We start from the raw sequence: 24,908 nt of genomic DNA on the forward strand, positions 1-24,908 counted from the left end.
CCCGCCGGGCCGGATGATCGCCGAGCCACCCTGACCGCCGTCCTGCTCACCGGAACGGATCACACTCACTCCCGACCCAGGTCGCGGTGAACCACGCGGACGCCGACGCCGTCGGCCGCCAGGCGCGCGCCGATCTGCTCGGCCATGGCGACACTGCGATGCTTGCCGCCGGTGCACCCGACCGCGAGGGTCAGGTAGCGCTTGCCCTCCCGGGCGTACCCCTCCCCCACCAGATGCAGCAGCGCCGCGTACTGGTCGAGGAACTCCGCCGCTCCCGACTGGGCGAGCACGTAGTCGCGGACCTGCGGATCCCGCCCGGTGTAGGGCCGCAGCTCCTCCACCCAGTGCGGGTTGGGCAGGAACCGGCAGTCGGCCACGAGATCAGCGTCCAACGGCAGCCCGTACTTGTAGCCGAACGAGACGACGGTGGCGTTGAGCCGGTGCGCGCGGGGCTGCCCGAAGGAGGCGTCGATCTTCGCCCGAAGCTCGTGCACGTTGAGGTCGGTCGTGTCGAGCACGAGGTCGGCCTCGCCTCGTAGCTCGGCGAGCAGCGCCCGCTCCCGGCCGATACCGTCGACGACCCGCCCGTCGCCCTGCAGCGGATGCGGCCGGCGGACATGGTCGAACCGGCGGATCAGCGCGTCGTCGCTGGCTTCGAGGAACAGCATCCGCGGCTGCATGCCGCGGATGTCCAGGGACGCGACCGCCGCCCGCAGATCCGAGAAGAACGCCCGGCCCCGGACGTCCACGACCACGGCGATCCGGCTGACCGCCCCGCCGGACCGATGACCGAGCTCGGCCATCGTCGACAGCAGCGCCGGCGGCAGGTTGTCCACGACGAACCAGCCGAGATCCTCCAGGCACTTCGCGGCCGTACTCCGCCCCGCCCCGGACAGGCCGGTGATGATGGCGAGCTCGAGAGTCGGCGTGGTCATGACGTCCGCCCCGCGTCCGCATGCTCCGCCCGCCTGGCACGCTTCGCCTGGTCAGCGGGGTCAGCCTGGTCAGCGGGGTCAGGCTCGCCAGCGGGGCAGGCATCGTCGAGGATCTCCCCGGTGGTCGGGTTGACCGCGGGAGCCGGCGCGTCCGCCTGGCCCGGCGCCGTGCGGGCGAGGGTCGCGACGATCGCCTCCGCGGTCCGCGGACCGATCCCGGGCACCACCGCGAGTTCCTCGGCGCTGGCCGCGCGGATCTTCGTCACGGACCCGAACGCGCGCAGCAACGCCTTGCGCCGAGTCTCGCCCAGGCCCGGCACCTGGTCGAGCGCGGAGGCCACCATCGCCGTGGACCGCTTCTGCCGGTGGTAGGTGATGGCGAAGCGGTGCGCCTCGTCCCGCACCCGTTGCAGCAGGTACAGCGCCTCGGAGGCGCGGGGCAGAATCACCGGCTCCTCGCTGTCCGGCAGCCAGACCTCCTCCAGCCGCTTCGCGAGCCCACACAGGGCCACCCCGCCGGGCCCGTCATCGATGCCGAGTTCTTCGAGCGCTCGTGCCGCGGCCGCGACCTGCGGCGCACCTCCGTCGACGACGACGAGGTTCGGCGGGTAGGCGAACTTCCGTGGCCGCCCGGTGTCCGGGTCGATCGGCTGCCCGCCACCGACGACGGCCTCGCCGCCGACGGACACTGTCCGGGACGCTCCGTCCGGCGGGCCCGCTCCCCGCGCCGCGAGGCCGCTGCTGGCCGGGCCACCGCTGTCCGCCGGCAGGCCGCCATCCGTCACGGGGTCGGCCTCCGCCGGTAGGCCGGCGATCTCGCCGGTTCGCGCCTGTTCCGCGAGATACCGGGAGAACCTGCGGTGAATCGCCTCGTACATGCTCGCGACGTCGTCCTGCCCACGTGCCCGCGCCGCGCGACCGCCACGGGCGTTCTCGCCGCCCGTGCCTCTCACGTCAACGCCGCTCACGTCGGTGGCGCCGCGGTCGGTGGCGCCGCGGTCGGTGGCGCCGCGGTCGGTGGCGCTCAGGCTGGTGGAATTGCCGCGGATGGAGAAGCGGCGGTACTCCGACTTGCGGGGCAGACCGTCCTCGAACACGACCATGCTGGCCACGATGTTGGTGCCCTGGATGTTCGAGACGTCGTAGCACTCGATGCGCAGCGGTGCGTCCGGCAGGTCCAGGGCCTCCTGCAGCTCGGCCAGTGCCCGGCTGCGGGAGGTCAGGTCGCTGGCCCGCTTCGTGCGGTGCAGCGCGAGCGCTTGGGCGGCGTTGCGCTGCACCGTCTCCAGCAGGGTCCGCTTGTCGCCGCGTCGGGGCACCCGCAGCTCCACCCGGCCGCCGCGGGCCACCGTCAGCAGTTCGGTCACGGCTTCGGCGTCAGGGGGCAGAACGGGCAGGAGGATCTCGCGCGGAATCCCGGCGCCCTCGACTTCCACACTCGCCCGCCCCGCGGGTCGGCGGGCGTCCCCCCGTACCCGGCTCCCGTCCTTCGACCCGACGACATCGGAGGCAGGAGCGGCGGGCACATCGACGTCACCCTCGACGGGGGTGCTCGGCGGGGCCACGCCATCGAGGTACTCCTGGGTGAGGAACTGCTCGACGAGATCGGCCGTGGTCACGTCCTCAACCTTGTCGACGACCCAGCCACGCTGGCCCCGCACGCGCCCGCCCCGGACGTAGAAGATCGCGACCGCCGCCTCCAGCTCGTCCTCGGCGAAGGCGACCACGTCGGCGTCGGTGCCGTCAGGGAGCACGACCGCCTGCTTCTCGATCGCCCGCCGCAGGGCGCCAGCATCGTCGCGTAGCCGGGCGGCCCGTTCGTATTCCTGGGCCGCGGCGGCGTCGCGCATCTCGGACTCGATCCGCCGCAGGAACCGGCCGGTCTGGCCGGACATGAAGTCGCAGAAGTCCTCGACGATCTCCCGATGCTCGTTGGCGTCGACCCGCCCGACACACGGCGCGCTGCAACGGTCGATATATCCGAGCAGGCAGGGCCGGCCGACCTGGGTGGCACGCCGGAACACTCCGGCTGAGCAGGTCCGGGCCGGAAACACCCGCAGCAGCTGGTCCAGGGTCTCGCGAATCGCCCAGGCGTGAGCGTAGGGTCCGAAATACCGCACGCCCCTGCGCTTGGGCCCACGCATCACCTGCAGGCGCGGAAACTCCTCGTGGAGGGTCACGGCGAGACTCGGATAGCTCTTGTCGTCGCGGTAGCGGACGTTGAACCGCGGATCGAACTCCTTGATCCAGGTGAACTCAAGCTGAAGGGCCTCGACCTCGGTGGTGACGACGGTCCAGTCCACCGCGCAGGCGGTCCGGACCATCCGCTGGGTGCGGGGATGCAGTGTGTGCGGAGCGGCAAAGTAGTTCGCCAGCCGGGCCCGCAGGTTCTTGGCCTTGCCGACGTACAGCACACGGCCGTGCTCGTCGCGGAAGCGGTAGACGCCGGGGGTCTCGGGGATCGAGCCCGGCGCGGGCCGGTAGGACGCCGGATCAGCCATGAACCGAGCCTACGGCGAGCATCATCCGGGACGGGCAGCACCTGCACGTAACTATTTCATCACGCATAGCTTGCACCCTGGTCGGCGGGGTCCCCACTGTCGGCCCGCGGACCACCGCACGGCACGCCTGGAATCCAGGACGTAAAGTGATCACATCCACACCTTCCGGTGTTCGGGGCTTGCCCGCTGGCGCCCGGGGCGAGGGGCTGCGACCCTCGACCCACCGGATGGCGAGCCGAGGGAGCCAGCGCGTGTTTGGAAAGGACGTCACGGCGGAGTTCGTCATGGACGACGGGGCCGGCCGCGGGCGAGTCACGGTGTTCCAGATCTGCTGGCGTGCGTGCGACCCGCTGGCGGTGTCGCTGGCGCTGGTCTCCCGTCCCGAGCACCCCGCGCTGCCGCAGGGTAACTGGGTCGCGCCGCGGGATGCGCTGCGCGCCGGGCTGGAACGCACCGTAGGCGACGGCGATGTGCGCATCAGTCCCGACCCGGTGCAGGGCGGCGTTCGTCTGGAGCTGGCCGACGGGGAGAAGAACACCGTCGTCGTGCTGGCGACCGGGTCGCTGCGCCGTTTCCTGGACCGGACCGAGCGGCTCGTGCCCACCGGCCAGGAACACACCGAGCGGGAGCTGGACACGGTGCTCGCCGACCTCCTGCAGGACTGACCGCCCCGGAAGACGCAGAGTGCGGACGCGGACGCGGACGCCGACGGCGCCAGCCAGCCCTCGCCGCCGCCGTTTCAGTGGGCCGCGGCCTCGGCGACGCGCGGGCGTCGGGCGTTATCGCCATCACCGCCGGCCTGGGCAGGCGCCGCGGCCCGATCACCAAGGATCTCCCGCAGGAACGCAGCCGTGTGGCTCTCGGCGACTGCGGCGATGATCTCCGGCGCTCCCTGGGCGACAACCCGACCGCCGCCGGTGCCACCCTCCGGGCCCATGTCGATGACCCAGTCGGCCGTCTTGATCACGTCGAGGTTGTGCTCGATGACGATGACGGTGTTGCCGGAGTCCACCAGCCGGCCAAGCACGCCAAGCAGCTTGCGGATGTCCTCGAAGTGCAGCCCGGTGGTCGGCTCGTCGAGCACGTAGACGGTCCGCCCGGTGGAGCGCCGCTGCAGCTCGGCGGCGAGCTTGACCCGCTGCGCCTCCCCGCCGGACAGGGTGGGTGCCGGCTGGCCGAGGCGGACGTAGCCGAGGCCGACGTCGTTGAGAGTGCGCAGATGCCGGGCGATCGCCGGCACGGCGGCGAAGAACTCGGCGGCCTCCTCGATCGGCATGCCGAGCACCTCGGCGATGCTGCGGTTCTTGTAGTGGACCTCGAGCGTCTCCCGGTTGTACCGCGCGCCGTGGCACACCTCACAGGGCACATAGACGTCCGGCAGGAAGTTCATCTCGATCTTGATGGTGCCGTCACCGGAACACGCCTCGCACCGGCCGCCCTTGACGTTGAACGAGAACCGGCCGGGCAGGTAGCCGCGCACCTTGGCCTCGGTGGTCTCGGCGAACAGCCGGCGGATGTGGTCGAACACACCGGTGTAGGTGGCCGGGTTCGACCGCGGGGTGCGACCGATCGGTGACTGGTCGACCCGCACGGCCTTGTCCAGCTCCTCGAGCCCGCTGACCGTGCGATGCCGGCCCGGCACCTCGCGTGCACCATTGAGCCGGTTCACGAGCACCGCGGCGAGGATGTCGTTGACCAGCGTCGACTTGCCCGAGCCGCTCACGCCGGTGACGGCGACGAAACAGCCGAGCGGAAACGAGACCGTGACGTCGCGCAGGTTGTGCTCGCGGGCGCCGTGGACGGTGAGTGCCCGGCCCTTCGTCGGCACCCGGCGGATGTCGGGCACCGGGATCCGCCGACGACCGGACAGGTAGGCGCCGGTCATCGACTCCTCGCTCGCGAGCAGCTGCTCGACCGGCCCGGACACGACAACCCGCCCGCCGTGCTCACCGGCGCCCGGGCCGATGTCGACCACCCAGTCGGACGCGCGGATGGTGTCCTCGTCATGCTCGACGACGATCAGGGTGTTGCCCAGGTCACGCAGGCGCTCGAGGGTCTGGATAAGCCGGCGGTTGTCCCGCTGGTGCAGGCCGATCGAGGGCTCGTCGAGCACGTAGAGCACGCCGACGAGCCCGGAGCCGATCTGGGTGGCGAGCCGGATACGCTGCGCCTCGCCGCCGGCCAGGGTGCCCGCGGCCCGGTCGAGGGAGAGGTAGTCGAGGCCGACGTCGAGCAGGAACGACAGCCGGGCGTCGACCTCCTTGAGCACTCGGCCGGCGATCACCCGCTCCCGCTCGGTGAGCTCCAGGCCCCGCAGGAAGGTCGCGCACTCCCCGATCGCCATTCCCGACACCTCGGCGATCGAACGCCCGCCCAGGGTGACCGCGAGCGACTCGGGCCGCAGCCGCGCGCCCCGGCACGCGGAACAGGGCACGTCGCGCATGTAGCCCTCGTAGCGCTCGCGGCTGCTGTCGGACTCCGCCTCGCGGTGCCGGCGGCCGATGAACCCGATCACTCCCTCGAAGGAGGTGTAGTAGGAGCGCTTGCGGCCATAACGGTTGGTGTAGCCGACGTGGATCTCGGTGTCGCCGCTGCCGTGCAGCACCGCCTTGCGAGCCCGCTCGGGCAGCCCCTCCCAGGGGGTGTCCATCCGGAAGCTGAGATCCTCGGCGAGGGCGGTGAGCAACCGCTCGAAGTACTCCTTGTTGTGTCCGTTGGACCACGGCGCCACCGCGCCGTCCGCCAGCGAGATCGTCGGATCGGGGACGACGAGCTCCGGGTCGACCTCCTTGCGGGTACCGATGCCGGTGCATTCCGGGCAGGCACCATACGGCGAGTTGAACGAGAACGACCGCGGCTCAAGCTCCTCGAAGGAGAGATCGTCGTACAGGCAGGCGAGGTGCTCGGAGTACATCCGCTCGCGCTCGGGATCATCGGCGGGCCGATCGACGAAGTCGACGAGCACCAGCCCGCCGCCCAGGCGCAGCGCGGTCTCCACCGAGTCGGTCAGGCGCCGCTTGACCGACTCCTTGACCGCCAGCCGGTCGACCACGACCTCGATGGTGTGCTTGCGCTGCTTGGCGAGCTTTGGCGCCTCGGTGAGGGCGACCACCGTGCCGTCGACCCGGGCCCGGGCGAATCCGGAACTCTGCAGCTCGGCGAACAGATCGAGGTACTCGCCCTTGCGCCCGCGCACGACCGGCGCGAGCAGCTGGAAGCGGGTACCGTCGGGCAACTCGAGGAGCCGGTCGACGATCTGCTGGGGGGTCTGCCGGGAGATCGGCCGACCGCACTTCGGGCAGTGCGGCCGCCCAGCTCGGGCGTAGAGCAACCGCAGGTAGTCGTACACCTCGGTGATCGTGCCGACAGTGGAACGCGGGTTGCGCGAGGTCGACTTCTGGTCGATGGACACCGCCGGAGACAGGCCCTCGATGAAGTCCACGTCCGGCTTGTCCATCTGGCCGAGGAACTGGCGGGCGTACGCCGACAACGACTCCACGTAGCGTCGCTGGCCTTCGGCGAAGATGGTGTCGAACGCGAGGCTCGACTTACCCGACCCGGACATCCCCGTGAAGACGATCAGCCCGTCCCGGGGCAGGTCAAGATCGACGTCACGGAGATTGTGCTCACGCGCGCCACGCACGACAAGTCGGTCGGCCATCGTCGATCCCTCATGATCTTCCGGAAATCGGACCTGAGCGGCTGCCGCCATGCTACGGATGAGGTCCGACAGTTCTGGCGTGGCCACCGCCCGGGGCAGGCACGCCGACCGAAATGTGACCGCCGCCGCAGGCGACCGTCGTCCTGTCCGCCACGATGCACTGAGCCCCACGACCGCACCGGGCCCCACGATGCGCCGGCAACCAGTGACGGCCGCGTCCACCTGTGGGGACAACTGTCCGCCGGCAGGTGGTGTTCCACCGACATCAGGGAGGCCACTGATGAGCAACGCATACACCGGACAGGTCAGCGTCGGCGGTCCGGCCGACACCCGTCCTCTGCCCGGCCTGACGGTGACGAAGGTCGCCGTCGGCCCCATGAACAACAACGCCTATCTCCTGCGCTGCCCCGACACCGGCGAGCAGCTGCTCATCGACGCCGCGAACGAGCCCGCCACTCTGCTCGACCTGATCGGCGAGGCGGGTCTGAGCACCGTGGTCACCAGCCACCGCCACGCCGACCACGTGCAGGCCCTCGCCGAGGTCGTCGCCGCCACCGGAGCGGCCACGCTCGCCCACGCCGACGACGCGGACGCGATCCCCGTACCGACCACCCGCACCCTGCACGACGGCGACGAGGTGACCGTCGGCCGCGCTCGCCTGCGCGCCATCCACCTCGTCGGCCACACCCCGGGCTCCGTCGCGCTGCTCTACGACGCCGATCCCGCCGCCCCGCACCTGTTCACCGGCGACTGCCTGTTCCCCGGCGGTCCCGGCAACACCTTCGGCGACGCCGACGCCTTCACCACATTGATGGACGACCTTGAAGCGAAGATCTTCGGGCCGCTGCCGGACGCTACGTGGATCTACCCAGGTCACGGGTTCGACTCGACGCTCGGCACTGAGCGTCCCCACCTCGCGGAGTGGCGGGCCCGCGGCTGGTAACCCGGCGATCGCGATCCCCAGCCGAAGGGGGCAGCGGACGATCCGTCTAACCGTCTAAGGCGTCCCCCGGTACGACATGGGGGGATTCGTCATGCGACAGACCTGCATCACCTCGACCGACTCACCGCGGCGCCGGCTCATGGACACCACCGAGCTAGCGCGCGTGTCCGGTTGTGATCACAGCCCTGGGGAGCCCTGACCCGGATCACCGCCACCCCGACCCTCGCGCAGGTGATCAAGAACCTCAGGCGAGGCTGCGCCAAGATGCGGCTACCTAGTCCCCAAAGCCCGGTTGCCGCGCATAAGGGTGTTGCCCCCTGTCCTCATGACTCTGCGCGAGGACGGATCCGCTCCCATACACGTCGAACGAGACCGGGACGAGGATTCGGGGGTGTAATTGGTACTGGCGGTGGGAGCGCCGGCGGCTGCGCCGAAATGGGCGATACCAGAGGCGGCGGTGTCAACTGTGGCTCGGTTCCCGACGTAGGCGGATGCGCCTCGTCCGAACCAGTGGGGAGAGCGGGGTTGGTTGGATCGAGCCGGGAAATTTGCGACGGCGACAGGCGATCATCTCCCACGTTGGACGTCGGAGGCGTGAGCCCTGGCCTCCAAGAGGATGGGGCGAAGCGGTCGTCCTCTTCGTCACCCTCATCGCTATCCGCTTCGACGCCGTCGTCATCCACAGCTTCCGGTTCATCGCGAGTAATCTCGCTCTCCAGCTGACAGGCGAAGCACGCGTCTTCGATGTCCCCGATGCACGGGCAGTCTGCGCCATCCATCAACATCGACTTCCCACTTGCAGGGTCAACGAGAGAGCGCAGGCACTTCAGGCATTCCGCCGAATGCGCTACCTCCGACCCAGTACCGAAGATGTCCATTGGCCGACGATCGCAGAGCTGACGCGCCGGTACGGACCTGTTGGCCCGGAATGCTCGGCTCGGTCACCAGGTCGGCGGTGCATCTCCGGTAGCCACCAGTCACGCACGGGCTGTGGGCAGCGGGTCGCCGCGTGGCGTTACTCGGCGGGTTCCTCGCCGATCCGGGCCCGCCCAGTGTCGGTGACGAGCACGCCGCCTTCCAACTGGGTCAGAAGCCCCTCACGGGCCGCGCGGAACACCCATACCTCCACCAAGCCCGGTTCGAGAGCGAGGCGCAGGGCGAGAACAGCGGGGTGCAGCGGATGACGCCGGCTGGGCTGCTCCGCGGCGATCGCTGCCCACATCTCCCGGTCAACCAGCGGTGCCCGCCGGATCCTCTGGACATGGTCCAGCCCAGGACGAGTGGCAGACCAGTACCGCCCCTCGGAGAGGCCGAGCCAGCCGGCGGCAGCGTACGTCGCCAGCCGCAAAGCCAACCAGGTCCGATCGGCCGGCCCTGCGGGGACGTCGAGCTGTGCGGCGATGCAGTCGGTGGTGGTGTCATACGCCTTCGGGTGGGTGCCGATGATCGCCGTCCACAGCTCCCGGGGACTGATCCCCGCGGCGGGGCGGCATGCGGTGCTGCGCAGCTCGGGGAACGCGGCCAGCCGGTAGACCGCCGTGCCGTGCCGGGTTCGATCGGCGGCCAGCAAGCCCAGCGCGGCCAGCACGTCGAGGGTCCGGCCGATGTCCGGGGTGAGGAGGCGCATCCGGTCGGCGACCCGCTGGGCGGTGAACCGGTTCAGATGATCGGCTGCCCGCCGGTGCGCCCAGTTCAACGCCTGGTGCAAGGCGGCAGGGTCGACCGCGGCGACGGGAGTCGGCCGTGGAGTCACGATCCGGCCTGCGACAGGGTCTTGTCGACGGACTCGGGGTCGCTGGCGCGGGGAAGCCGGTCCAAGGCCCCCGTGCGGACAGCGGCAACAAGGACACCCCATACGGGGCGGGGAAGCCGGACGGTGGTGAGGTGCAGATAGCCGAACACGATCTGTACTTCGTCGTCTGCGAAAAGGATTCGACCGAGGTACGGGCCGACCGGCGCCCAGCCCTCACCGGACGAGCCGATCAACTCCTCGGCTCGGATACCGGTGGCGATCGCCTGCCAGACAACCCCGGGGATCCGAATCTCGTCATCGACACCGACAACGCGGTAACCGATCACGGTTTCGTTGTCCGCACGGCTGACACGGATGGTGGGAGTGGGTGTGGCCGGGCTAGGCATGATCTCTCCAAGCTGAGCCCCGCCCGCAGCGGGCTGCGGCCGGCACCGCGGGCGGGGAGCTGTGGGGGTCCGCCCGCTGGCGTGCGGACGACCCGGTCAGCGGATGCGGTCAGGTGATGTCGTCGAACTCGCCGTCCTGCACCGACGCGAGGAACACGGCGGCTTCGTTGCGGGAGAACGCGAGCGCGACATCCGGGTTCTTCGAGTCGCGGAGCAGGACACCGCCGCCGTAGCTGGCGACCTGGACGCACATGCCGCCGGCGCCGTTGCTGCGGCTGCTCTTGCGCCAGGCCAACCCGTCGAGGTTGACGCCGGTGATATCGGGCTTGATGTCGTCGGGGTCGAACTCGTCGACGGGGATGAGATTCGGAGCTGGCATCCGCAGGTCTCCAGACGTGAGAAGGCGGGGCAGGGATGTCTGCCCGCGCCTGGGGCGGGGCTGCCCTACCCGCGGGCCCATCACGGGCGTGATCACTCCGAACCGGCAGGGAGCCGGGCCAGGCACGCCACGGATGCGGGTAGGGCAGCCGTCTGGCGCCGCCAACCCGGGGGAGCTGGCAGCTTCATCAGCCCGCTACGTCCGCGGTCAATGCGGACAGACGGGCATCGGCTGGGGGTTCCGGACGCCACCGTCCAGGGAGAGAATCTGTCCGTTCGAGTGGCGATCCGGTTACCTTGCCGACATGAGCAAGTCTCTAAACGCCACCGGGCGGCTGCCAGACGTGCGCGGGTGATGTGCGGTGCTGTGCGATGTGCGCTGACGTGCCGGTCGCGTGCGATGGGCCAGCCGAAACGGGGAGGGGACGCGGTGGACGGCGAGGATGACAGCGCGGCGGCGCTCGGCCGGCGGATCCGGCAGCTACGTGGCCGTACGAGTCAGGACACGCTCAGCCGCCGCATCGGGTTCCACCGGACCCGGATCTCCAAGGTTGAAAACGGCGAGATGCCTTCGGCGGACCTGTGTTCCGCGCTGGACGCCTATTGGGGTACCGGCGGTGAGCTCGCGGCCTGGCAGGCCCGCCTGGACGGCAGCGGGGAGGCAACGGCGAACCGGCGGGAGGTCTTCGAGTTCTCCGCTGCCGGTCTGATCGCCGCGGAGACGTATCGGCGGCGGACACGCATCGGCCCGGATCCGCTGACCCTCGCGGAACTGGACGATGCGATCGACCAGCACGCCGCGGTGTTCACCACCACTGCGCATGACGCGCTCGCACCGCTGGTGTACCGGACGTGGACGTCGGCGGAAACGCTGTTGGACGCGGGGGCGAAGGCGCGGGCGCAGGCGAAGCTGACGGCGATCGCCGGCTACTCGTCGTACATGTTGTCCAGGCTGGCGTTCAACCTGGGCGATCAGGCGGCATCGAGACGGTTCGTCACGCAGGCCGGCGACCACGCCGAACAGGTTGACGATCCGGTTCTCTCTGCGTCGGTCGCAGCGATGACGTCGACGTTGGCGTTTTACGGTCAGCAGCATGCGACGGCTGTGGATCTTGCCCGTCGCGCACCGGATCATCCGTACACCCGTGCCCGGCTGGCCGCCTACGAAGCTCGGGGCCTGACTGTTTTGGGCGACCGGGATGGCGCGCATGCGGCGCTCGACCGGATGCGCCGTTCCGCCGTCGACGTGCCGCCGCGGCCGGGAAGCTCACCGTTCGGTGCAGCCAACGCCGAGTGGTTCCGGGCCGGTCTGCTTGCCCGCCTCGGTGCGGGCCGCGAGGCCGAACCGATCGCCCGGACCGCTGTTGACGCGTTCGACCGTGGTCAGGCCGTCGGGTTCGAAGATCACGGGCATGCCCTGCTGGTTCTCGCGACAACCTTGGTCTACCGGGACCAGCCCGAACCGGCCGAAGCAGCAGCACTCGGGCAGCAGGCGGTCACGATTCTGTCCGCCAGCCCCACCCACACGCTACGCGGCAGGGTGGGACGCCTCGGAAACGATCTTTCCGCTCATGGGACGATTCCCGAGGTCGCCCAGTTCCGGGAACAGCTCACGGCAGTGAGCCGACCGGCTTTGATGGGTGGGTGACATTCGAGGTCGCCGAGCCGATACCCGCCCTGTTCGTGCCCACGGTGCGCACGGAGCGGCTGGTCCTGCGGGGCTGGACCGCCGCGGACATCCCTGCCTATACGGCAATGGCGTTGAACCCGGAGATGAGCCGGTACACGGGGAGCCCGTCGGATGAGGCTTCGGTCTGGCGGATGTTCACCCATCAGATCGGCCACTGGGCGTTGAACGGCTTCGGGATGTGGCTGGCCCACGAGGCGTCGACCGGCGAGTTCGTGGGACGCGCCGGGTTGTACCGGGACTTCGGCTGGCCCGGCCTGGAAGCCGCCTGGACAATACGCCGGGACCGCTGGGGTGAGGGCTTCGCGACCGAAGGCGGTGCCGCAGCGGTCCGCTACGCCTTCACCCACATGGACACTGACCAGGTGATTTCAATCATCCACCCGGACAACACCGCGTCGATCCGGGTAGCCGACAAGTTGGGCATGTCGTTCTTAGACTCCACCGAGCGCAACGGGCGGCCCCGCAGCATCTACGCGATCAGCCGGGCCGCGTGGGAGGAACTGGCCTGAGCGCGGAACGCGCGCCTACCCGCAGGAACCGTGACGCCGTCCCACTGGGTGCGGCGAGTAGTGTCCGGCCGCATACAGATAGTCAGGATCGCGGGGATCTGCGCAACTCTGTTCCTCGCCGCCTCATGCGGAAGCGGCGGCGGCTCGAACTCGACGACGGAGCCGGCACCCCCGACCGCCGCAGCCCACTCACCCCGCCCGTCCCCCGGTGACATCGCCGTCCGATTCGTCTCCGGTCTGACGAACACCACCCTCAAAGGGCAGCAGGACACGGTGCCGCTGACCTCACCGAACTCGCCGGCCAGGGCGTACATCAGCTACTTGGTGGCGTACACGGACGCTCAGACGTCGGCAGGGGGCACGCTGCCGACCGGCCGGTTCACGAGTCAGGGGAAGCCGGGGACGCTGACCGAGTGCGACAACATCGCCGAAGATCGGCATCCGTGCGTCGCGTTCTCGAACTTCCATCTCGACGGCCAAGGGCTCATCTCCACCTTCGACATGGATGGCCAGCCGGTGCGGACAGCCGTTGCCGTCGGCGGACCGGCGCAGACCGCCAGCGGCGTCACAGTCCAACCGATGGGCGCCTACTCGGACACGGGCAACGGCGCTGTCGTCGTCGCGTACAAGGTGACCAACGGGACCTCGAGAACCGTCACGATGGCCTACAACGCAGCTGAGATGGTCTCAGGCGGTTCACAACACGACACGGTGGGCGGCACCGGCCCGAACACGCTGCCACCGTCCGTGAGTGGCATGTTCCTCGCCCAGTTCAGCGCACAGGACCCGACAGGCACGTTCCAGGTCGAAGCCGACTACCAGGCCGACGGTGGAGGGCCGCTGGCGAATTTCACGGTCAAGCTGATCTCTCCGGCCTGACCGGGCGAAGGGCCACGTGAAGGCCACTTCCAGACCAGGGTGCAGGCGGGCATCCTCACTGACATGGGCGAGCAGCGCCACGAACAGATCCGTCCGGCGATCTTCCTGCGGTGCAAGCTACACCGGCGTCCCCGCCGGCCGGTGGACGTAGTCCTGACCCTGTATCGGCCGCTCCCTCGGCGTACGTGCCAGGACTGCCGCGAGGTTCGAGCTCCCGATCAACGGTCGTAGATTCTCCCGCTGCACCAGCTGCGACGGATCGGGACGGGTGACGAAAGTGAGTGACAGCGAACCGGCCGCGCCCGACGAGGTCATCGCTCCGCTACTCGTCCTCGTGGCCTGCAACAAGTGCCGGCGTCGCCGCGGCGCCCAGCTGCACCAGACCGGCCGTGCAGATCCGGGGGGGACCTGCCCACACGGCAAGACGCTGCGCACCATCTGGGCCCCCGGTCACGGCCCCGGGTCGCCGCCGAAGGTCGACCCCTCGACACCGGAGGAACGCCGCTGGGGCGCGGTCTGATCGCGACACACCAGCCCGGTCAGCCGTTCGACAACCCTGGTCCACCGGGATCAGCCCGAGCCTGCGAAAGCCGCGACGGCTCGGCGGCCGGGCGGTGACGATCCTCGCGGCCAGGCAGGCCGGGGGCTAGCCACGAGGCGTTCTCCCCGGCCTGCACGAGCGCCACGGTCATGACCGGCGTGCGGCCGCGTCAGCCCTGATAGGGAGCGGCGTCGACGTTTCGGAAGGCGGCGGGTCGCCGGGCCGGGATCGGGATCATCGGCGTCGGGCCGGTGGGCACCGGCTTGGCCGTGACCGATCCGGACGTGGCCAGGCCGGATCGAACCGGCCCGGTCCGCATCGGGCCGGACCGCATCGGAGCGGGCGTTTCCGGCCCGTTCCTCCCGACCCCGGACGGTTCCGGACCAGACGGGGCGGGGATAGGCCGCGCCGGACCGGACCCGGGCGGACTGGCGAGCCCGGTTCCGGACGGAACCACCGAACCTGAGGCCGCCGAGTCGGGCGCCGCCGCACCGGGCATCACGGCACCGGACGAATCAGGACCCGAAGGAGCAGGACCTGACGGGACAGGACCCAACGGGGCGGGGTTACTCACCGGCTCGAAGCCGGCCGCGTCGTGATGCGGTCGAGGGACGCGGCCGAGGCGGAGCCGCTCCTCCATGGGAACGGCCCGCCAGCGGGAGCGGACGGCGGGTTCCCAGGACGGCCGGGTCAGGCCGCCGACGAGGCCGGCGAGGATGCGCGCCGCCCGCTGCGCGTCGCGGGGATGTCCCGCGGCAAGTTTGCGGATGGTGAGCAGACCAAGCTGACCCGCGTGCACCAGGGGCCAGCTGCGCCCGACCGTGGCCCGGTGCCGCCGGGCGTAGACGGCTGCGGCGCGGCCGAGTTCGGCGTGCAGCAGCGGTGAACGCCCGACGGTCTCCCCGCCCCGGTGCACGACCGGCCACTCATCATCCGCCCAGACGATCCGCCCCCCGGAGGCGTACAGCCGGGCAAACAGGTCGGTCTCCTCGTAGTACATCCAGAAAGACGGGTCGAACCCGCCGAGTTCCAGATAGGTCCGTACCCGGATCGCGAAAAACGCGCCGACCGGGTACCGCAGGTGCGGCCAGCGCGCGATGGCGGCGGCCTCACCGCGTACGGAGATGAACGCATTGGTCCGCGGCGTCGGCAGCACCGCCTGGGAGCGGCTTACCGGGCCGCCGATACTGTCCAAGAACGGAAATCCGACCGCGTCGATCGACGGCGGATAACGGGCGAGAAGGTCGGGAAGCGCGGCCACGGTATCGGCGGGAATCGTCACGTCACTGTTGATCACTAGTACCCAGTTGAGCGCATCGTTCCCGCTCGTTCCGCTCGGCCAGCTCGAAGCACCTCCCTCCTCCACGACCCGGCGGACGGCGATGTTGACAGCAGTGCCATAACCGACATTGCCCTGGCCCTCGATGACGCGCACGCCGTCCGGGACCAGATCCCCGTTGAGCGTGCCGTTCTCCACCAGAACGACCTGGCACCCCTCGACGGTGACCAAAGCCGACAGCAACTGGGATAGATGGGACGAGCCGCCGTGAGACACGACGACCGCGCACAGACTGTGCATCATCCGCCTTCGCTCGGAAAAGAATAATGACTGGAGGACCATTCGAACAGGCGGGCGGGGCCACCACATGCCTGCGGACACACCGGATACAGGTGCGCCCAATCGGTATCTAGCCGTAGCCGCCGCGGCATGCCACCAGATTCGCCGACTCCGCGGAAACCAGCGGAAAACGTCCCAGTCCGGCCCTCGATCCGGACACCGATCGCCACTAGAGTAACGACCTCTCCGAGATGGTCCACGTTTTCCCCCGGCGAGTCGCATCCGATTCACCGGCACGCCAGAAAAAGCCTGGTTAGGGAAGAAGTGCCCGACTGGTCGGCGCCGATTCCCAGCCGCACCCGGGCGGGCCGCCAGATCGGTGGAGCAGCCAAGAAATCGTGCAACTCAACGGCGCCGGAAGGCAAGCTGGACACCCCGGCGACATCCGACGAGAACACGACAGGACTTGAGCGAGACAAGGCTCACACACCGGGCGACGGGCGAAGTCCCACTGGACGAGCCGGCCAGACCAGGCCTCGTCGCCCCGATCGCCAGCACCAGTGGACGGCGCCTCGCGACGCCAGGTCCAGCGACTCATGACAACCTCGGCCGGATCTTGGCCGGATCTCGGCCGACAAGAAGATCATAGGAGTCCTGCCGTTTCGCCATCAGTCAGGACAGCGTCCTGTCAACGTAAGGACATGCCGCACCCAGATCGGTTGACCGCGATCGTCGAGGAGTTGCGCCTGGCCGGACCCGCCGGGCGCACCGCAGCGAGTCTGGCAGCGCGGTTGGATGTGAGTGTCCGCACAATCCGGCGGGATCTCCTGACCCTGCAGAGTGCGGGTGTGCCGGTGGGCGGGATTTCCGGGCCAGGCGGCGGCTATGTGCTTGCCCAGCATGCGACGGTGCCGCCAGTCACCTTCACCCAGGGGCAGGCGGGTGCCGCAGCCGTGGCGCTGGCCGGCTCCAGCCCGCTCACCCGCGATGGGGCGGCGGCGCTGGAGAAGCTGCTCGACAGCCTTCCACCGACGTTGCAGCAGCAGGTCGCCGAGCGGGCGGCCGGATCCACGGCGGGCGCGGTGGCGGTGGCGAGCCCGCCCGCGGTCGCGCGCACGGCGCTCACCGCCACGATCGAGGAGGCGCTGCGCGCCGGCCAGATCCTCGCGATCGACTACCAGGACGCCGCGGGCAGCCGTACCGTGGGCCGGCGGATCGAGCCGACCCTGCTGGCCCTCACCGCCGGCCAGTGGTACCTGCTGGCCTGGTGCCTCGAGCGGCAGGGCCCGCGGTGGTTTCGCTGGGACCGCATCTCCCGAGCGATCAACACCGGCCATCCGGTGGAGGAGCGCGATCTGTCGGCCTTCTTCACCGCGCCTCCGCCGGGCGCCCGGCGCCTCCGGCACCGTCCTGCGCCGGGCGGCACAGGCGGCCCGGCCAACTCCCGTGCCGGCATGGCCAGCCCCGCCGGGCCGGGTAGCAGGTAAGGGCAGCCAGGCAGGACGATCACCCCGGCCGCATCGGTCCGGCCAACCCCTCGTTGTGGGCTGGCCGGACCGATGCGGTCGTGGGCGAGCGCCGAGACCGGGCGGCTACCGGGGGCGTCCCGCCTCGACCGCGTCCACCGGCCGTGCGGTCTCTTCCGGCCGGGCGATGTCATCCGGCCGGGCGATGTCATCCGACGCGGCATCGTCGGCCGCGATGTCACTCGCCCCGGCGTCGCCGGGCACGGCGGCCCTGCCTGACCCGGGACTGTCCGGCGCGTCATCGCGCGCCGGAGGCTCCGTGAGCAGCGACCAGACCACCGAGGCGGTCAGCACGACGGCGATGAAGCCGAGCGAGAGCGCGATCGGCATGTGCCACACGTCGGTCAGCAGCATCTTGATGCCGATGAAGGCCAGGATCGCCGCAAGCCCGGTAGCCAGGTGGTGAAAACGCTCCAGCAGGCCCGACAGAAGGAAGAACAGCGAACGCAGGCCGAGAATCGCCAGCGCGTTGGCCGTGTAGACGAGGAACGTCTCGTCGGTGACGCCGAGTGCCGCCGGCACCGAGTCGAACGCGAACAGGACGTCCGCGGTCTCGACCACCACGAGAACGGCGAGCAGCGGAGTGGCGACCAGCCGCCCGGCCCGGCGCAGCACGAACCGTTGGCCGTGGTATTCATCGGTCACCGGCATGACACGTCGCAGCAGGCGGGTCGCCCGGCTCTTACCCGGGTCCATCTCCACACCGTCGTCACGCACCATCTTGATGGCGGTGTAGACCAGAAACGCACCGAACAGGTAGATGACGAAGCTGAACCGGTCCAGTACGGCGATACCGGCGGCGATGAACAGAAAGCGCAGCACCAGCGCGCCGAGCACCCCGTAGAACAGCACCCGATGCTGGTAGGCGCGGGGCACCTTGAAGTACGAGAAGATCAGCGCGAACACGAACAGGTTGTCGACGGACAGGCTCTTCTCGAGCAGATAGGCGGCCGTGTACTCACCGGCCGCGCCCGGACCGTGCCAGGCCCAGATCACCCCGGCGAAACCGAGGCCCAGGGACACCCAGAGCACGCTCCACCAGGCAGCCTCCCGAAGGGAGATCACATGGGCACGGCGATGGGCCAGCAGGTCGATGGCGAGCAGAGCGAGCAGGCCACCGATAAAGGCGAACCAGGCCCATAGCGGGACGTGCACGAAGTTCTCCAGTTCTGGGGCGGGGAGGAAAGCACGGGCAGGGAGACGAGAAAACGGATCGGACGAGCAGCAGAGGCGTTGTCGCCCCGGGCGGACGGGCTCCGTTGCCAGCAGCCTCCCGGGGCACGATCACCGCAGGTCACGCGACACCATCAAACAGGGCGTATGCAAATAATTACGTTCTGTAGTTGTCGATGGGTGCGACCGTCCCACGCCCGGGGGGATCAGCCATTCCCGGCGAGGGACCGAGCACAGCGAGAGCCGGTCGGCCGGTTGGCCAGAGCCAGATGGTCAGTCGATCAGCTGGTGAGCAGACCGGCAGATGGTCAACGCCAGAGGTTGCCCGGGCGCATGGGGCCGATGCCCTGGCCCCGCAGCGGCGCGGTTTCGATCGCCCGGCCGAGTTCGGCCGGGCCGACGGTGCCGACCAGGCGCGGGCTTCCGTCCGCGGTCGGCTCGATCACGACGACACATCCGGCGGCCGGCCGCTCGACCAGACGGGCCGGAAGCTCGGCCAGCTCGTCGTCCGGGGCCGCGGTGGCCACCGCCGACAGCGGCACGAGCACCCGGTTCACCCGGGTGATCCCGCGGTCGTCCATCGGCACGACGGCGAGGTCACGCAGCAGTGCGACCCCGGCAAGCCCGCCCTCGAAATCGGCCACTCCGAACACCCCCTGACGCGAGGGCAGAACCACCTCCCGCAGTGCGTCGTCCACCGTCGTCCACGCGGACAGCGTCGGCGCGGCGGGCGCCATGACGTCCCGAGCCCTGAGCCCGGCGAGCGCCGCGGAGGTGCGTTGCTGAGACTGGGCGAGCCGGGAGGCACCCAGAGCCATCCAGCCGAGCAGGACCGCCCACAGAGCGACGAACCCGACCACGAACACCCCGGCGGCGCCCAGTGCGATGAGAGCCCAACCGCTGATCACCCCGGCGCGGGTGGCGGCGCGTTCGGCGTTCACCCGGCTACCTGTGCGTCGCAACACTCGGTCCGCGACCAGACGACCACCGGCGCTGCGCGGACTCGGCAGCACCTCGACAAAGGTGAGCAGCAGCGCGAAGGTACCGACCCACAGCGCCACCTGCCCGGCCAGCGCCGTCGTCCCGCCGGGCAGGAAGACGCCAAGCATGACGAGCATCGCTCCGGCAGGTGCCATGACGGCCAGGCCCGCTCGGGCCAGCCGTGCCTCGACCCGGATGGCATCGGCCTGCGCGTCGGTGCCGCCCAGCATGCCCGCCGGACCCGTCGGACCCGTCGGCACCCTGCCATCCCCCGGCCAGTCGGCCGACGTGGGTGGAGCCATATCCCTTAGTCCCCCACCACGAACCGGCCTCTCCTGGCCGTCACCGGCCGTGCGCCCGCCGATGGCCGAGGCGGACCGGCCGTCCACGGCTGATCCGTCCGCTGGTGCGTCCACGACCGCGCCGGGTGTGCCCCGGCCCGCCGGCCGACGCCCACCAGGGGCGATCACCAGCCGACTGCCGGCCGCGCTCAGGGTGATACCGACGACCGTCAGCCCGGCCCGCGCCGCGGCCCGTGCCCGCATCAGATCCGCCGCCAGCAGAACGGCGCCGAGCAGAACCGCGCCGATCAGGCCGCCGCACAGGTAGGCGAAGGCAGGACGGTCCGGGACGGTGGCCGGCAGCGTGAGCGCGCCGAGCAGGACCGTGACGAGCGTCGCCGAGATGGCGAATCCCGGACGCACCGTGATCGGCGGGACACCTCCCCGCCTGGTGACGTCGTGGGTGCTCATGTCCGCTCAGACTCCCTTCCGGGTGATGGGCGCCGGGCGCCGACTGCCGGTGTGGCAATCGTCTGACGACCGGGCTTCTGCATTACTCAACGAACGTCCTGCCCTTCGAAGTCCCGGCAGACACCGCGCGGAGTGCACGAGTTCGCCTATGATTTCGCTGCCGATCCTCGGCAACTATGGGGATCCGGTAAGCCACCGAAGCTGATGCGGAGGAGGACGCCAGGTGCCCGACGGTCCCCGTGGCAGAGCGGCGCGCGGCAGAACGGGAGACGGCACAGCGGCAGGTGCCGTTGGCAGTCCGGCCGGCGACATCCCGGCGGACGACGCGTCCGATCTGACCCTCGTCGACTACGACGACGCTCCGGCGGGTCTGCCGGAGACGAGCCTGACCCGGCTGCCACGAGCCGCCGTGCTCGCTGCCGCCGACTCCCGGCTGCATGCCGGTCTGCTCGGCGACTACCTCACGGTCCTCGCCGGCGCGGCCGACAGCGGGCGACGGCTCACCCGGGCCGAACTCGAGCAGTTCCGCGCCCTCGGACAGGTCGCGGCCGAGTCCGGCGCGCCGCTGCGCGCGCTGGTCGATCTCTATCTGTCGGCGACCTGGCGGGTGTGGCCGTCCCTGCCGGCGGTGCGCGCGGCCGACCGGGCGGCTCGCGACGTCGGCGCCGGTCCCGGCCGGGAACCCGGCGCCGGGCCGAGCCATGAGACTGGGCCGCCCCGGGAGACCGGGCCAGGCCGGGTGGCGGCGGCGGTCTCGCGCACCCGGGCAGCCGCGTCCGCGGTGCTGCGGGCCAGCGACGACGCGGTCGCCGCGGTCTGCGAGGGCTATGAGGCGGCCCGCACCGCACGGGCCCGCTCCGAGGAGGCGCTGCGCCGCGAGCTCGTCGACGACCTGCTCACCGGGTCATCAGCCGTCGGCCAGCTGCTCGAGCGGGCCGCCGCGTTCGGCCTGCGGCTGGAGGCGCCGCACACGGTGCTGGTCGTCGCCGGTAACCGGCGCTTCCTCGACGGTCGGGCGCTGACCCGGGCGGCCGAGGCCCTGGTGCGGGAACACAGCCTCACCGGGCCGCTCGTCGCGACCCGCGACGGCCTGCTCGTCTGCGTCGTTCCGGCGCACAGCGAGCTCGCCCGCGGCCCCGGGCCGACGGAACCCGGCGGCCGCAGGAGCGGCCCGTCCGCCGAGCGTGCCGTGGCCGGAGACCCGGGAGCCCGCCGTCCCGTCCGGCCGGCCGGCCGTCGGCGGGCGGATGCCGCCGGGTCGTCCGGCCCCGGTCTCGGATTCTCGCCGCTGCCGACGTTCGCCTCGCCGCCGGAGGCCGCCACCGCCGTGGCGGCGCTGGCCGGCCGGTTGCGTACCGAGCCGGGGCTGGTGTGGCGGATGGGGACGAGCCGGGCCCGCAGCGGCGTCGCCGGGGTGCGCATCGGCTTCGAGGAGGCGCGTTCGGCCGCCGAGCTCGCGGGTCGCCTGGGCCTCGCCGGCACGGTCGTGCACATCGATGACCTGATCATCTACAAGGTGCTCCTCCGTGACCGGGAGGCGCTGGCCGAGCTCGTCGATGCGGTGCTCACACCGCTGCGGGCCGCCCGCGGCGGCGCCGGCCCGCTGCTGGACACCCTCGACGCCTACTTCTCCACCGGAGGCGTGGCGCTTGCCGCCGCCCGCCGGCTGCACCTGTCCGTGCGGGCGCTGACCTACCGGCTTGACCGTATTCACAGCCTCACCCGCCACAACCCGACCTCCCCGACCGACCGGTATGTCCTGCAGACGGCGGTGCTCGGCGCCCGCCTCATCGGCTGGGACCCGGCCGCCGGCGCAACCGCGACAGGCGCGAGCACCGCCCGCGGATACACAAACCGTGAGTGACCGGTTTCGCGGCGCGTGCCCCGAGGATGCTGACCGGTCGCACCGGCCCGGCCGGGACCCCATGACGACCCGCCCTGCCGCGCGGGACCGGCTCGGGCCTGCCCGCCGTGCGGAAACTGTCGGAGGGCTGTGGTGTTCTGGAAGACGTGAGCACAACCTTCGAACGGCCCACCACCGACCTCGAGCGGACGCGCGCCCCGTTCAAGGTCGTGTCCGACTACGCCCCGGCCGGTGACCAGCCGGCAGCCATCGACGAGCTGACCCGGCGGATCGAGGCCGGGGATTCCAACGTCGTTCTGCTCGGCGCGACCGGGACCGGCAAGTCCGCGACGACGGCCTGGCTGGTCGAGCGGCTGCAGCGGCCGACGCTGGTCATGGCTCCGAACAAGACGCTCGCCGCCCAGCTGGCCAACGAGTTCCGGGAGCTGCTGCCGAACAACGCCGTCGAGTACTTCGTCTCGTACTACGACTACTACCAGCCCGAGGCGTACATCGCGCAGACCGACACCTACATCGAGAAGGACTCGTCGATCAACGAGGAGGTCGAACGCCTGCGGCACTCGGCCACCATGAGCCTGCTCACCCGGCGTGATGTCATCGTCGTCGCGTCCGTGAGCTGCATCTACGGCCTGGGCACCCCGCAGGAGTACATCGACCGGATGGTGAAGCTGCGCGTCGGCGACGAGATCGAGCGCGACGTGTTGCTGCGTCGGTTGGTCGACGTCCAGTACGCCCGCAACGACCTGGCCTTCACCCGGGGCACGTTCCGGGTCCGCGGCGACACGGTGGAGGTGTTCCCGGTCTACGAGGAGCTCGCCGTGCGCATCGAGATGTTCGGCGACGAGATCGAGCGTCTCACCTACCTGCACCCGCTCACCGGAGAGATCATCCGCGAGTCGCGGGAGATCTTCGTCTTCCCCGCCACCCACTATGTCGCCGGCCCGGAGCGGATGGAACGGGCGATCGCCGGCATCGAGGCGGAGCTCGAGGAGCGCCTAGCGACGATGGAGGGTCAGGGCAAGCTGCTCGAGGCGCAGCGGCTGCGCATGCGGACCACCTACGACATCGAGATGATGCGCCAGGTCGGCTTCTGCTCCGGCATCGAGAACTACTCCCGGCACATCGATGGCCGTGCGGCCGGAACGGCGCCGCACACCCTGCTCGACTACTTTCCCGACGACTTTCTGCTGGTCATCGACGAGTCGCACGTGACGGTCCCGCAGATCGGCGGGATGTACGAGGGCGACATGTCCCGCAAGCGCAACCTGGTCGACCACGGCTTCCGGCTGCCGAGCGCCATGGACAACCGCCCACTGCGCTTCGAGGAGTTCCTCGAACGCATCGGCCAGACGGTCTACCTGTCGGCGACCCCGGGCCCGTACGAGCTGGGTCTGGCCGACGGCATCGTGGAGCAGATCATCCGCCCGACCGGCCTGCTCGACCCGGAGATCATTCTCAAGCCGACGAAGGGGCAGATCGACGATCTCGTCGGTGAGATCCGGGCCCGCGCCGAACGCGACGAGCGGGTGCTGGTCACCACGCTGACCAAGAAGATGTCCGAGGACCTCACCGACTACCTGCTCGAACTCGGCATCCGCGTGCGCTACCTGCACAGCGAGGTCGACACGCTGCGCCGGGTGGAACTGCTGACCGAGCTGCGTCGCGGCGAGTTCGACGTTCTGGTCGGCATCAACCTGCTCCGGGAGGGACTCGACCTGCCCGAAGTGTCGCTGGTCAGCATCCTGGATGCGGACAAGGAGGGCTTTCTGCGCTCAGAGCGCTCGCTGATCCAGACGATCGGCCGTGCGGCGCGCAACGTGTCCGGCCAGGTGCACATGTATGCCGACAGAATCACCCCGTCGATGCGTCATGCCCTCGACGAGACGAACCGTCGTCGCGCCCTGCAGACGGCCTACAACGCCGAGCGAGGGCTCGACCCCCAGCCGCTGCGCAAGAAGGTCATCGACATCCTCGATGACATGGTCCGCGAGTCCGCCGACGGAGAGCTCATCGGCGGGGGCGGCCGGGCGCAGTCACGGGGCAAGGCACCGGTGCCGGGGATGAAGTCCCGCGGTGGTCGGGGTGACGCCGTGGGCCGTTACGCTGCCGAGTTGGCCGGCATGCCGTCCCACGAGCTTGCCCAGCTCATCCGCCAGCTCGACGACCAGATGCACGAGGCCGCCCGGGAGCTGCAGTTCGAGCTGGCCGCCCGGCTGCGCGACGAGATCGCCGAGCTGAAGAAGGAGCTTCGTGGCATGGGCGCCGCAGGCGTTCAGTGACCCGCGTCGCGGCGTTTCACCAGGGCCTCCCAGACCTCGTCGACGCGGGCGTCCAGGTCGTCAAGGTCACCCGCGTTGTCGATGACCAGGTCAGCGACCGCACGACGTCGTGCGTCGTCGGCCTGGGAGGCCATCCGGGCCTCGGCCTCGTCGCGGGGTAGCCCACGCGCCTCGAGCCGGCGAAGACGCAGCTCCCGTGGCGCCTCGACGACCAGAACCAGGTCGTAGCCGCCCTGGGCACCCACCTCGACGAGCAGCGGGATGTCGTGCACGACGATCCCGTCCGCCGTCGCGTGCGCGACTCGGTGCGCGGTCTCGGCCTGGACCAGCGGATGCACGATCGCTTCCAGACGGCGGCGAGCCGCCTGGTCCGCGAACACGATCCGGCCCAGCGCCGGCCGGTCCAGACTGCCGTCCGCGGCCGCCACCGCGGGACCGAATTCCGCGAGCACGGCCGCGAGGCCGGGGGTGCCGACCGCCACCACATCCCGGGCGATCCGGTCGGCATCGATCAACAACGCGCCGCGCGCCACCAGCCGCGCCGACACCGCGCTCTTCCCCGAGCCGATGCCTCCCGTAAGTCCCACCCTGAGCACCCT

Annotated in this window: 19 protein-coding genes; 9 read left to right on the forward strand and 10 right to left on the reverse strand. The window is 70.4% G+C overall.

What is annotated here, in order from left to right:
* Positions 1-65 precede the first annotated feature (65 nt).
* On the reverse strand, positions 66-935 hold the full coding sequence (gene rapZ, locus MXD95_RS19250) for an RNase adapter RapZ (RefSeq protein WP_250642057.1): 870 nt from the start codon (positions 933-935) through the stop codon (positions 66-68).
* Positions 932-3,436, reverse strand: a complete 2,505-nt coding sequence (uvrC, locus tag MXD95_RS19255) for an excinuclease ABC subunit UvrC (RefSeq protein WP_250642058.1) — start codon at positions 3,434-3,436, stop codon at positions 932-934. The genes rapZ and uvrC overlap by 4 nt, the downstream gene beginning before the upstream one ends.
* 284 nt (positions 3,437-3,720) lie before the next feature.
* Between uvrC and MXD95_RS19260 the strand changes: the two genes are divergently transcribed.
* Positions 3,721-4,101 (forward strand): SsgA family sporulation/cell division regulator, encoded by a 381-nt coding sequence (locus MXD95_RS19260; protein ID WP_251078660.1) that lies wholly within the window; start codon positions 3,721-3,723, stop codon positions 4,099-4,101.
* A gap of 74 nt (positions 4,102-4,175) precedes the next feature.
* Here the strand turns inward: MXD95_RS19260 and uvrA are convergent, their stop codons facing one another.
* Entirely contained in the window at positions 4,176-7,097 is a 2,922-nt protein-coding gene (gene uvrA, locus MXD95_RS19265; protein WP_250642060.1) for an excinuclease ABC subunit UvrA, read from the reverse strand.
* A 280-nt stretch (positions 7,098-7,377) separates the two neighbouring features.
* On the opposite strand from uvrA, the gene MXD95_RS19270 reads away from it, so the two are divergent.
* Complete coding sequence (locus MXD95_RS19270) at positions 7,378-8,040, forward strand: MBL fold metallo-hydrolase (RefSeq protein ID WP_250642061.1); 663 nt, start codon at positions 7,378-7,380, stop codon at positions 8,038-8,040.
* A 1,015-nt stretch (positions 8,041-9,055) separates the two neighbouring features.
* Here MXD95_RS19270 and MXD95_RS19275 read toward each other — a convergent pair.
* The 3 genes from MXD95_RS19275 to MXD95_RS28615 form a co-directional block, all read right to left on the reverse strand.
* On the reverse strand, positions 9,056-9,793 hold the full coding sequence (locus MXD95_RS19275) for a hypothetical protein (protein ID WP_250642062.1): 738 nt from the start codon (positions 9,791-9,793) through the stop codon (positions 9,056-9,058).
* Positions 9,790-10,179 carry a hypothetical protein gene (locus MXD95_RS19280; RefSeq protein WP_250642063.1) on the reverse strand — a complete coding sequence of 130 codons (390 nt, stop codon included), beginning with the start codon at positions 10,177-10,179 and terminating at the stop codon, positions 9,790-9,792. Before MXD95_RS19280 ends, MXD95_RS19275 begins: the two co-directional genes overlap by 4 nt.
* A gap of 109 nt (positions 10,180-10,288) precedes the next feature.
* Complete coding sequence (locus MXD95_RS28615) at positions 10,289-10,558, reverse strand: DUF397 domain-containing protein (protein WP_285223682.1); 270 nt, start codon at positions 10,556-10,558, stop codon at positions 10,289-10,291.
* 429 nt (positions 10,559-10,987) lie between these two features.
* Between MXD95_RS28615 and MXD95_RS19290 the strand changes: the two genes are divergently transcribed.
* The 4 genes from MXD95_RS19290 (at position 10,988) to MXD95_RS19305 (ending at position 14,155) form a co-directional block, all read left to right on the forward strand.
* Positions 10,988-12,205 carry a helix-turn-helix domain-containing protein gene (locus MXD95_RS19290; RefSeq protein WP_250642064.1) on the forward strand — a complete coding sequence of 406 codons (1,218 nt, stop codon included), beginning with the start codon at positions 10,988-10,990 and terminating at the stop codon, positions 12,203-12,205.
* On the forward strand, positions 12,202-12,756 hold the full coding sequence (locus MXD95_RS19295; protein ID WP_250642065.1) for a GNAT family N-acetyltransferase: 555 nt from the start codon (positions 12,202-12,204) through the stop codon (positions 12,754-12,756). The genes MXD95_RS19290 and MXD95_RS19295 overlap by 4 nt, the downstream gene beginning before the upstream one ends.
* 60 nt (positions 12,757-12,816) lie before the next feature.
* Entirely contained in the window at positions 12,817-13,635 is an 819-nt protein-coding gene (locus tag MXD95_RS19300) for a hypothetical protein (protein WP_250642066.1), read from the forward strand.
* 268 nt (positions 13,636-13,903) lie between these two features.
* Positions 13,904-14,155: a hypothetical protein gene (locus MXD95_RS19305; protein WP_250642067.1), complete on the forward strand. Its 252-nt coding sequence runs from the start codon at positions 13,904-13,906 to the stop codon at positions 14,153-14,155.
* 190 nt (positions 14,156-14,345) lie between these two features.
* Here MXD95_RS19305 and MXD95_RS19310 read toward each other — a convergent pair whose 3' ends face one another.
* Positions 14,346-15,755: a glycosyltransferase family 2 protein gene (locus tag MXD95_RS19310; protein WP_308301527.1), complete on the reverse strand. Its 1,410-nt coding sequence runs from the start codon at positions 15,753-15,755 to the stop codon at positions 14,346-14,348.
* 680 nt (positions 15,756-16,435) lie between these two features.
* On the opposite strand from MXD95_RS19310, the gene MXD95_RS19315 reads away from it, so the two are divergent.
* Complete coding sequence (locus tag MXD95_RS19315; protein WP_250642068.1) at positions 16,436-17,221, forward strand: helix-turn-helix transcriptional regulator; 786 nt, start codon at positions 16,436-16,438, stop codon at positions 17,219-17,221.
* A 105-nt stretch (positions 17,222-17,326) separates the two neighbouring features.
* Here the strand turns inward: MXD95_RS19315 and MXD95_RS19320 are convergent, their stop codons facing one another.
* On the reverse strand, positions 17,327-18,415 hold the full coding sequence (locus MXD95_RS19320; protein WP_250642069.1) for a TerC family protein: 1,089 nt from the start codon (positions 18,413-18,415) through the stop codon (positions 17,327-17,329).
* A 326-nt stretch (positions 18,416-18,741) separates the two neighbouring features.
* Positions 18,742-20,166, reverse strand: a complete 1,425-nt coding sequence (locus tag MXD95_RS19325; RefSeq protein ID WP_250642070.1) for a peptidase M50 — start codon at positions 20,164-20,166, stop codon at positions 18,742-18,744.
* A 310-nt stretch (positions 20,167-20,476) separates the two neighbouring features.
* Between MXD95_RS19325 and MXD95_RS19330 the strand changes: the two genes are divergently transcribed.
* Both MXD95_RS19330 and uvrB read left to right on the forward strand, forming a co-directional pair.
* Positions 20,477-22,030, forward strand: coding sequence for a PucR family transcriptional regulator (locus tag MXD95_RS19330; protein ID WP_250642089.1), 1,554 nt, complete (start codon positions 20,477-20,479; stop codon positions 22,028-22,030).
* A gap of 146 nt (positions 22,031-22,176) precedes the next feature.
* Entirely contained in the window at positions 22,177-24,309 is a 2,133-nt protein-coding gene (gene uvrB, locus MXD95_RS19335) for an excinuclease ABC subunit UvrB (RefSeq protein WP_250642071.1), read from the forward strand.
* On the opposite strand, the gene coaE is transcribed toward uvrB, so the two are convergent.
* Entirely contained in the window at positions 24,303-24,896 is a 594-nt protein-coding gene (gene coaE / locus MXD95_RS19340; RefSeq protein ID WP_250642072.1) for a dephospho-CoA kinase, read from the reverse strand. The two genes, uvrB and coaE, sit on opposite strands and share 7 nt — an antisense overlap.
* Between the last annotated feature and the right edge of the window lie 12 nt (positions 24,897-24,908).

It is taken from the genome of Frankia sp. AiPa1, assembly GCF_023243075.1.
Classification (GTDB): domain Bacteria; phylum Actinomycetota; class Actinomycetes; order Frankiales; family Frankiaceae; genus Frankia.

What these genes read in the sequence shown, in the direction of transcription:
- MXD95_RS19260 (WP_251078660.1), top strand. Translation starts at nt 3,721, where the DNA reads ATGGACGACGGGGCCGGCCGCGGGCGAGTCACGGTGTTCCAGATCTGC.
- uvrA (WP_250642060.1), bottom strand. Translation starts at nt 7,097, where the DNA reads ATGGCCGACCGACTTGTCGTGCGTGGCGCGCGTGAGCACAATCTCCGT.
- MXD95_RS19280 (WP_250642063.1), bottom strand. Translation starts at nt 10,179, where the DNA reads ATGCCTAGCCCGGCCACACCCACTCCCACCATCCGTGTCAGCCGTGCG.
- MXD95_RS19325 (WP_250642070.1), bottom strand. Translation starts at nt 20,166, where the DNA reads ATGAGCACCCACGACGTCACCAGGCGGGGAGGTGTCCCGCCGATCACG.
- MXD95_RS19270 (WP_250642061.1), top strand. Translation starts at nt 7,378, where the DNA reads ATGAGCAACGCATACACCGGACAGGTCAGCGTCGGCGGTCCGGCCGAC.
- MXD95_RS28615 (WP_285223682.1), bottom strand. Translation starts at nt 10,558, where the DNA reads ATGCCAGCTCCGAATCTCATCCCCGTCGACGAGTTCGACCCCGACGAC.
- rapZ (WP_250642057.1), bottom strand. Translation starts at nt 935, where the DNA reads ATGACCACGCCGACTCTCGAGCTCGCCATCATCACCGGCCTGTCCGGG.
- uvrC (WP_250642058.1), bottom strand. Translation starts at nt 3,436, where the DNA reads ATGGCTGATCCGGCGTCCTACCGGCCCGCGCCGGGCTCGATCCCCGAG.
- MXD95_RS19310 (WP_308301527.1), bottom strand. Translation starts at nt 15,755, where the DNA reads ATGCACAGTCTGTGCGCGGTCGTCGTGTCTCACGGCGGCTCGTCCCAT.
- MXD95_RS19315 (WP_250642068.1), top strand. Translation starts at nt 16,436, where the DNA reads ATGCCGCACCCAGATCGGTTGACCGCGATCGTCGAGGAGTTGCGCCTG.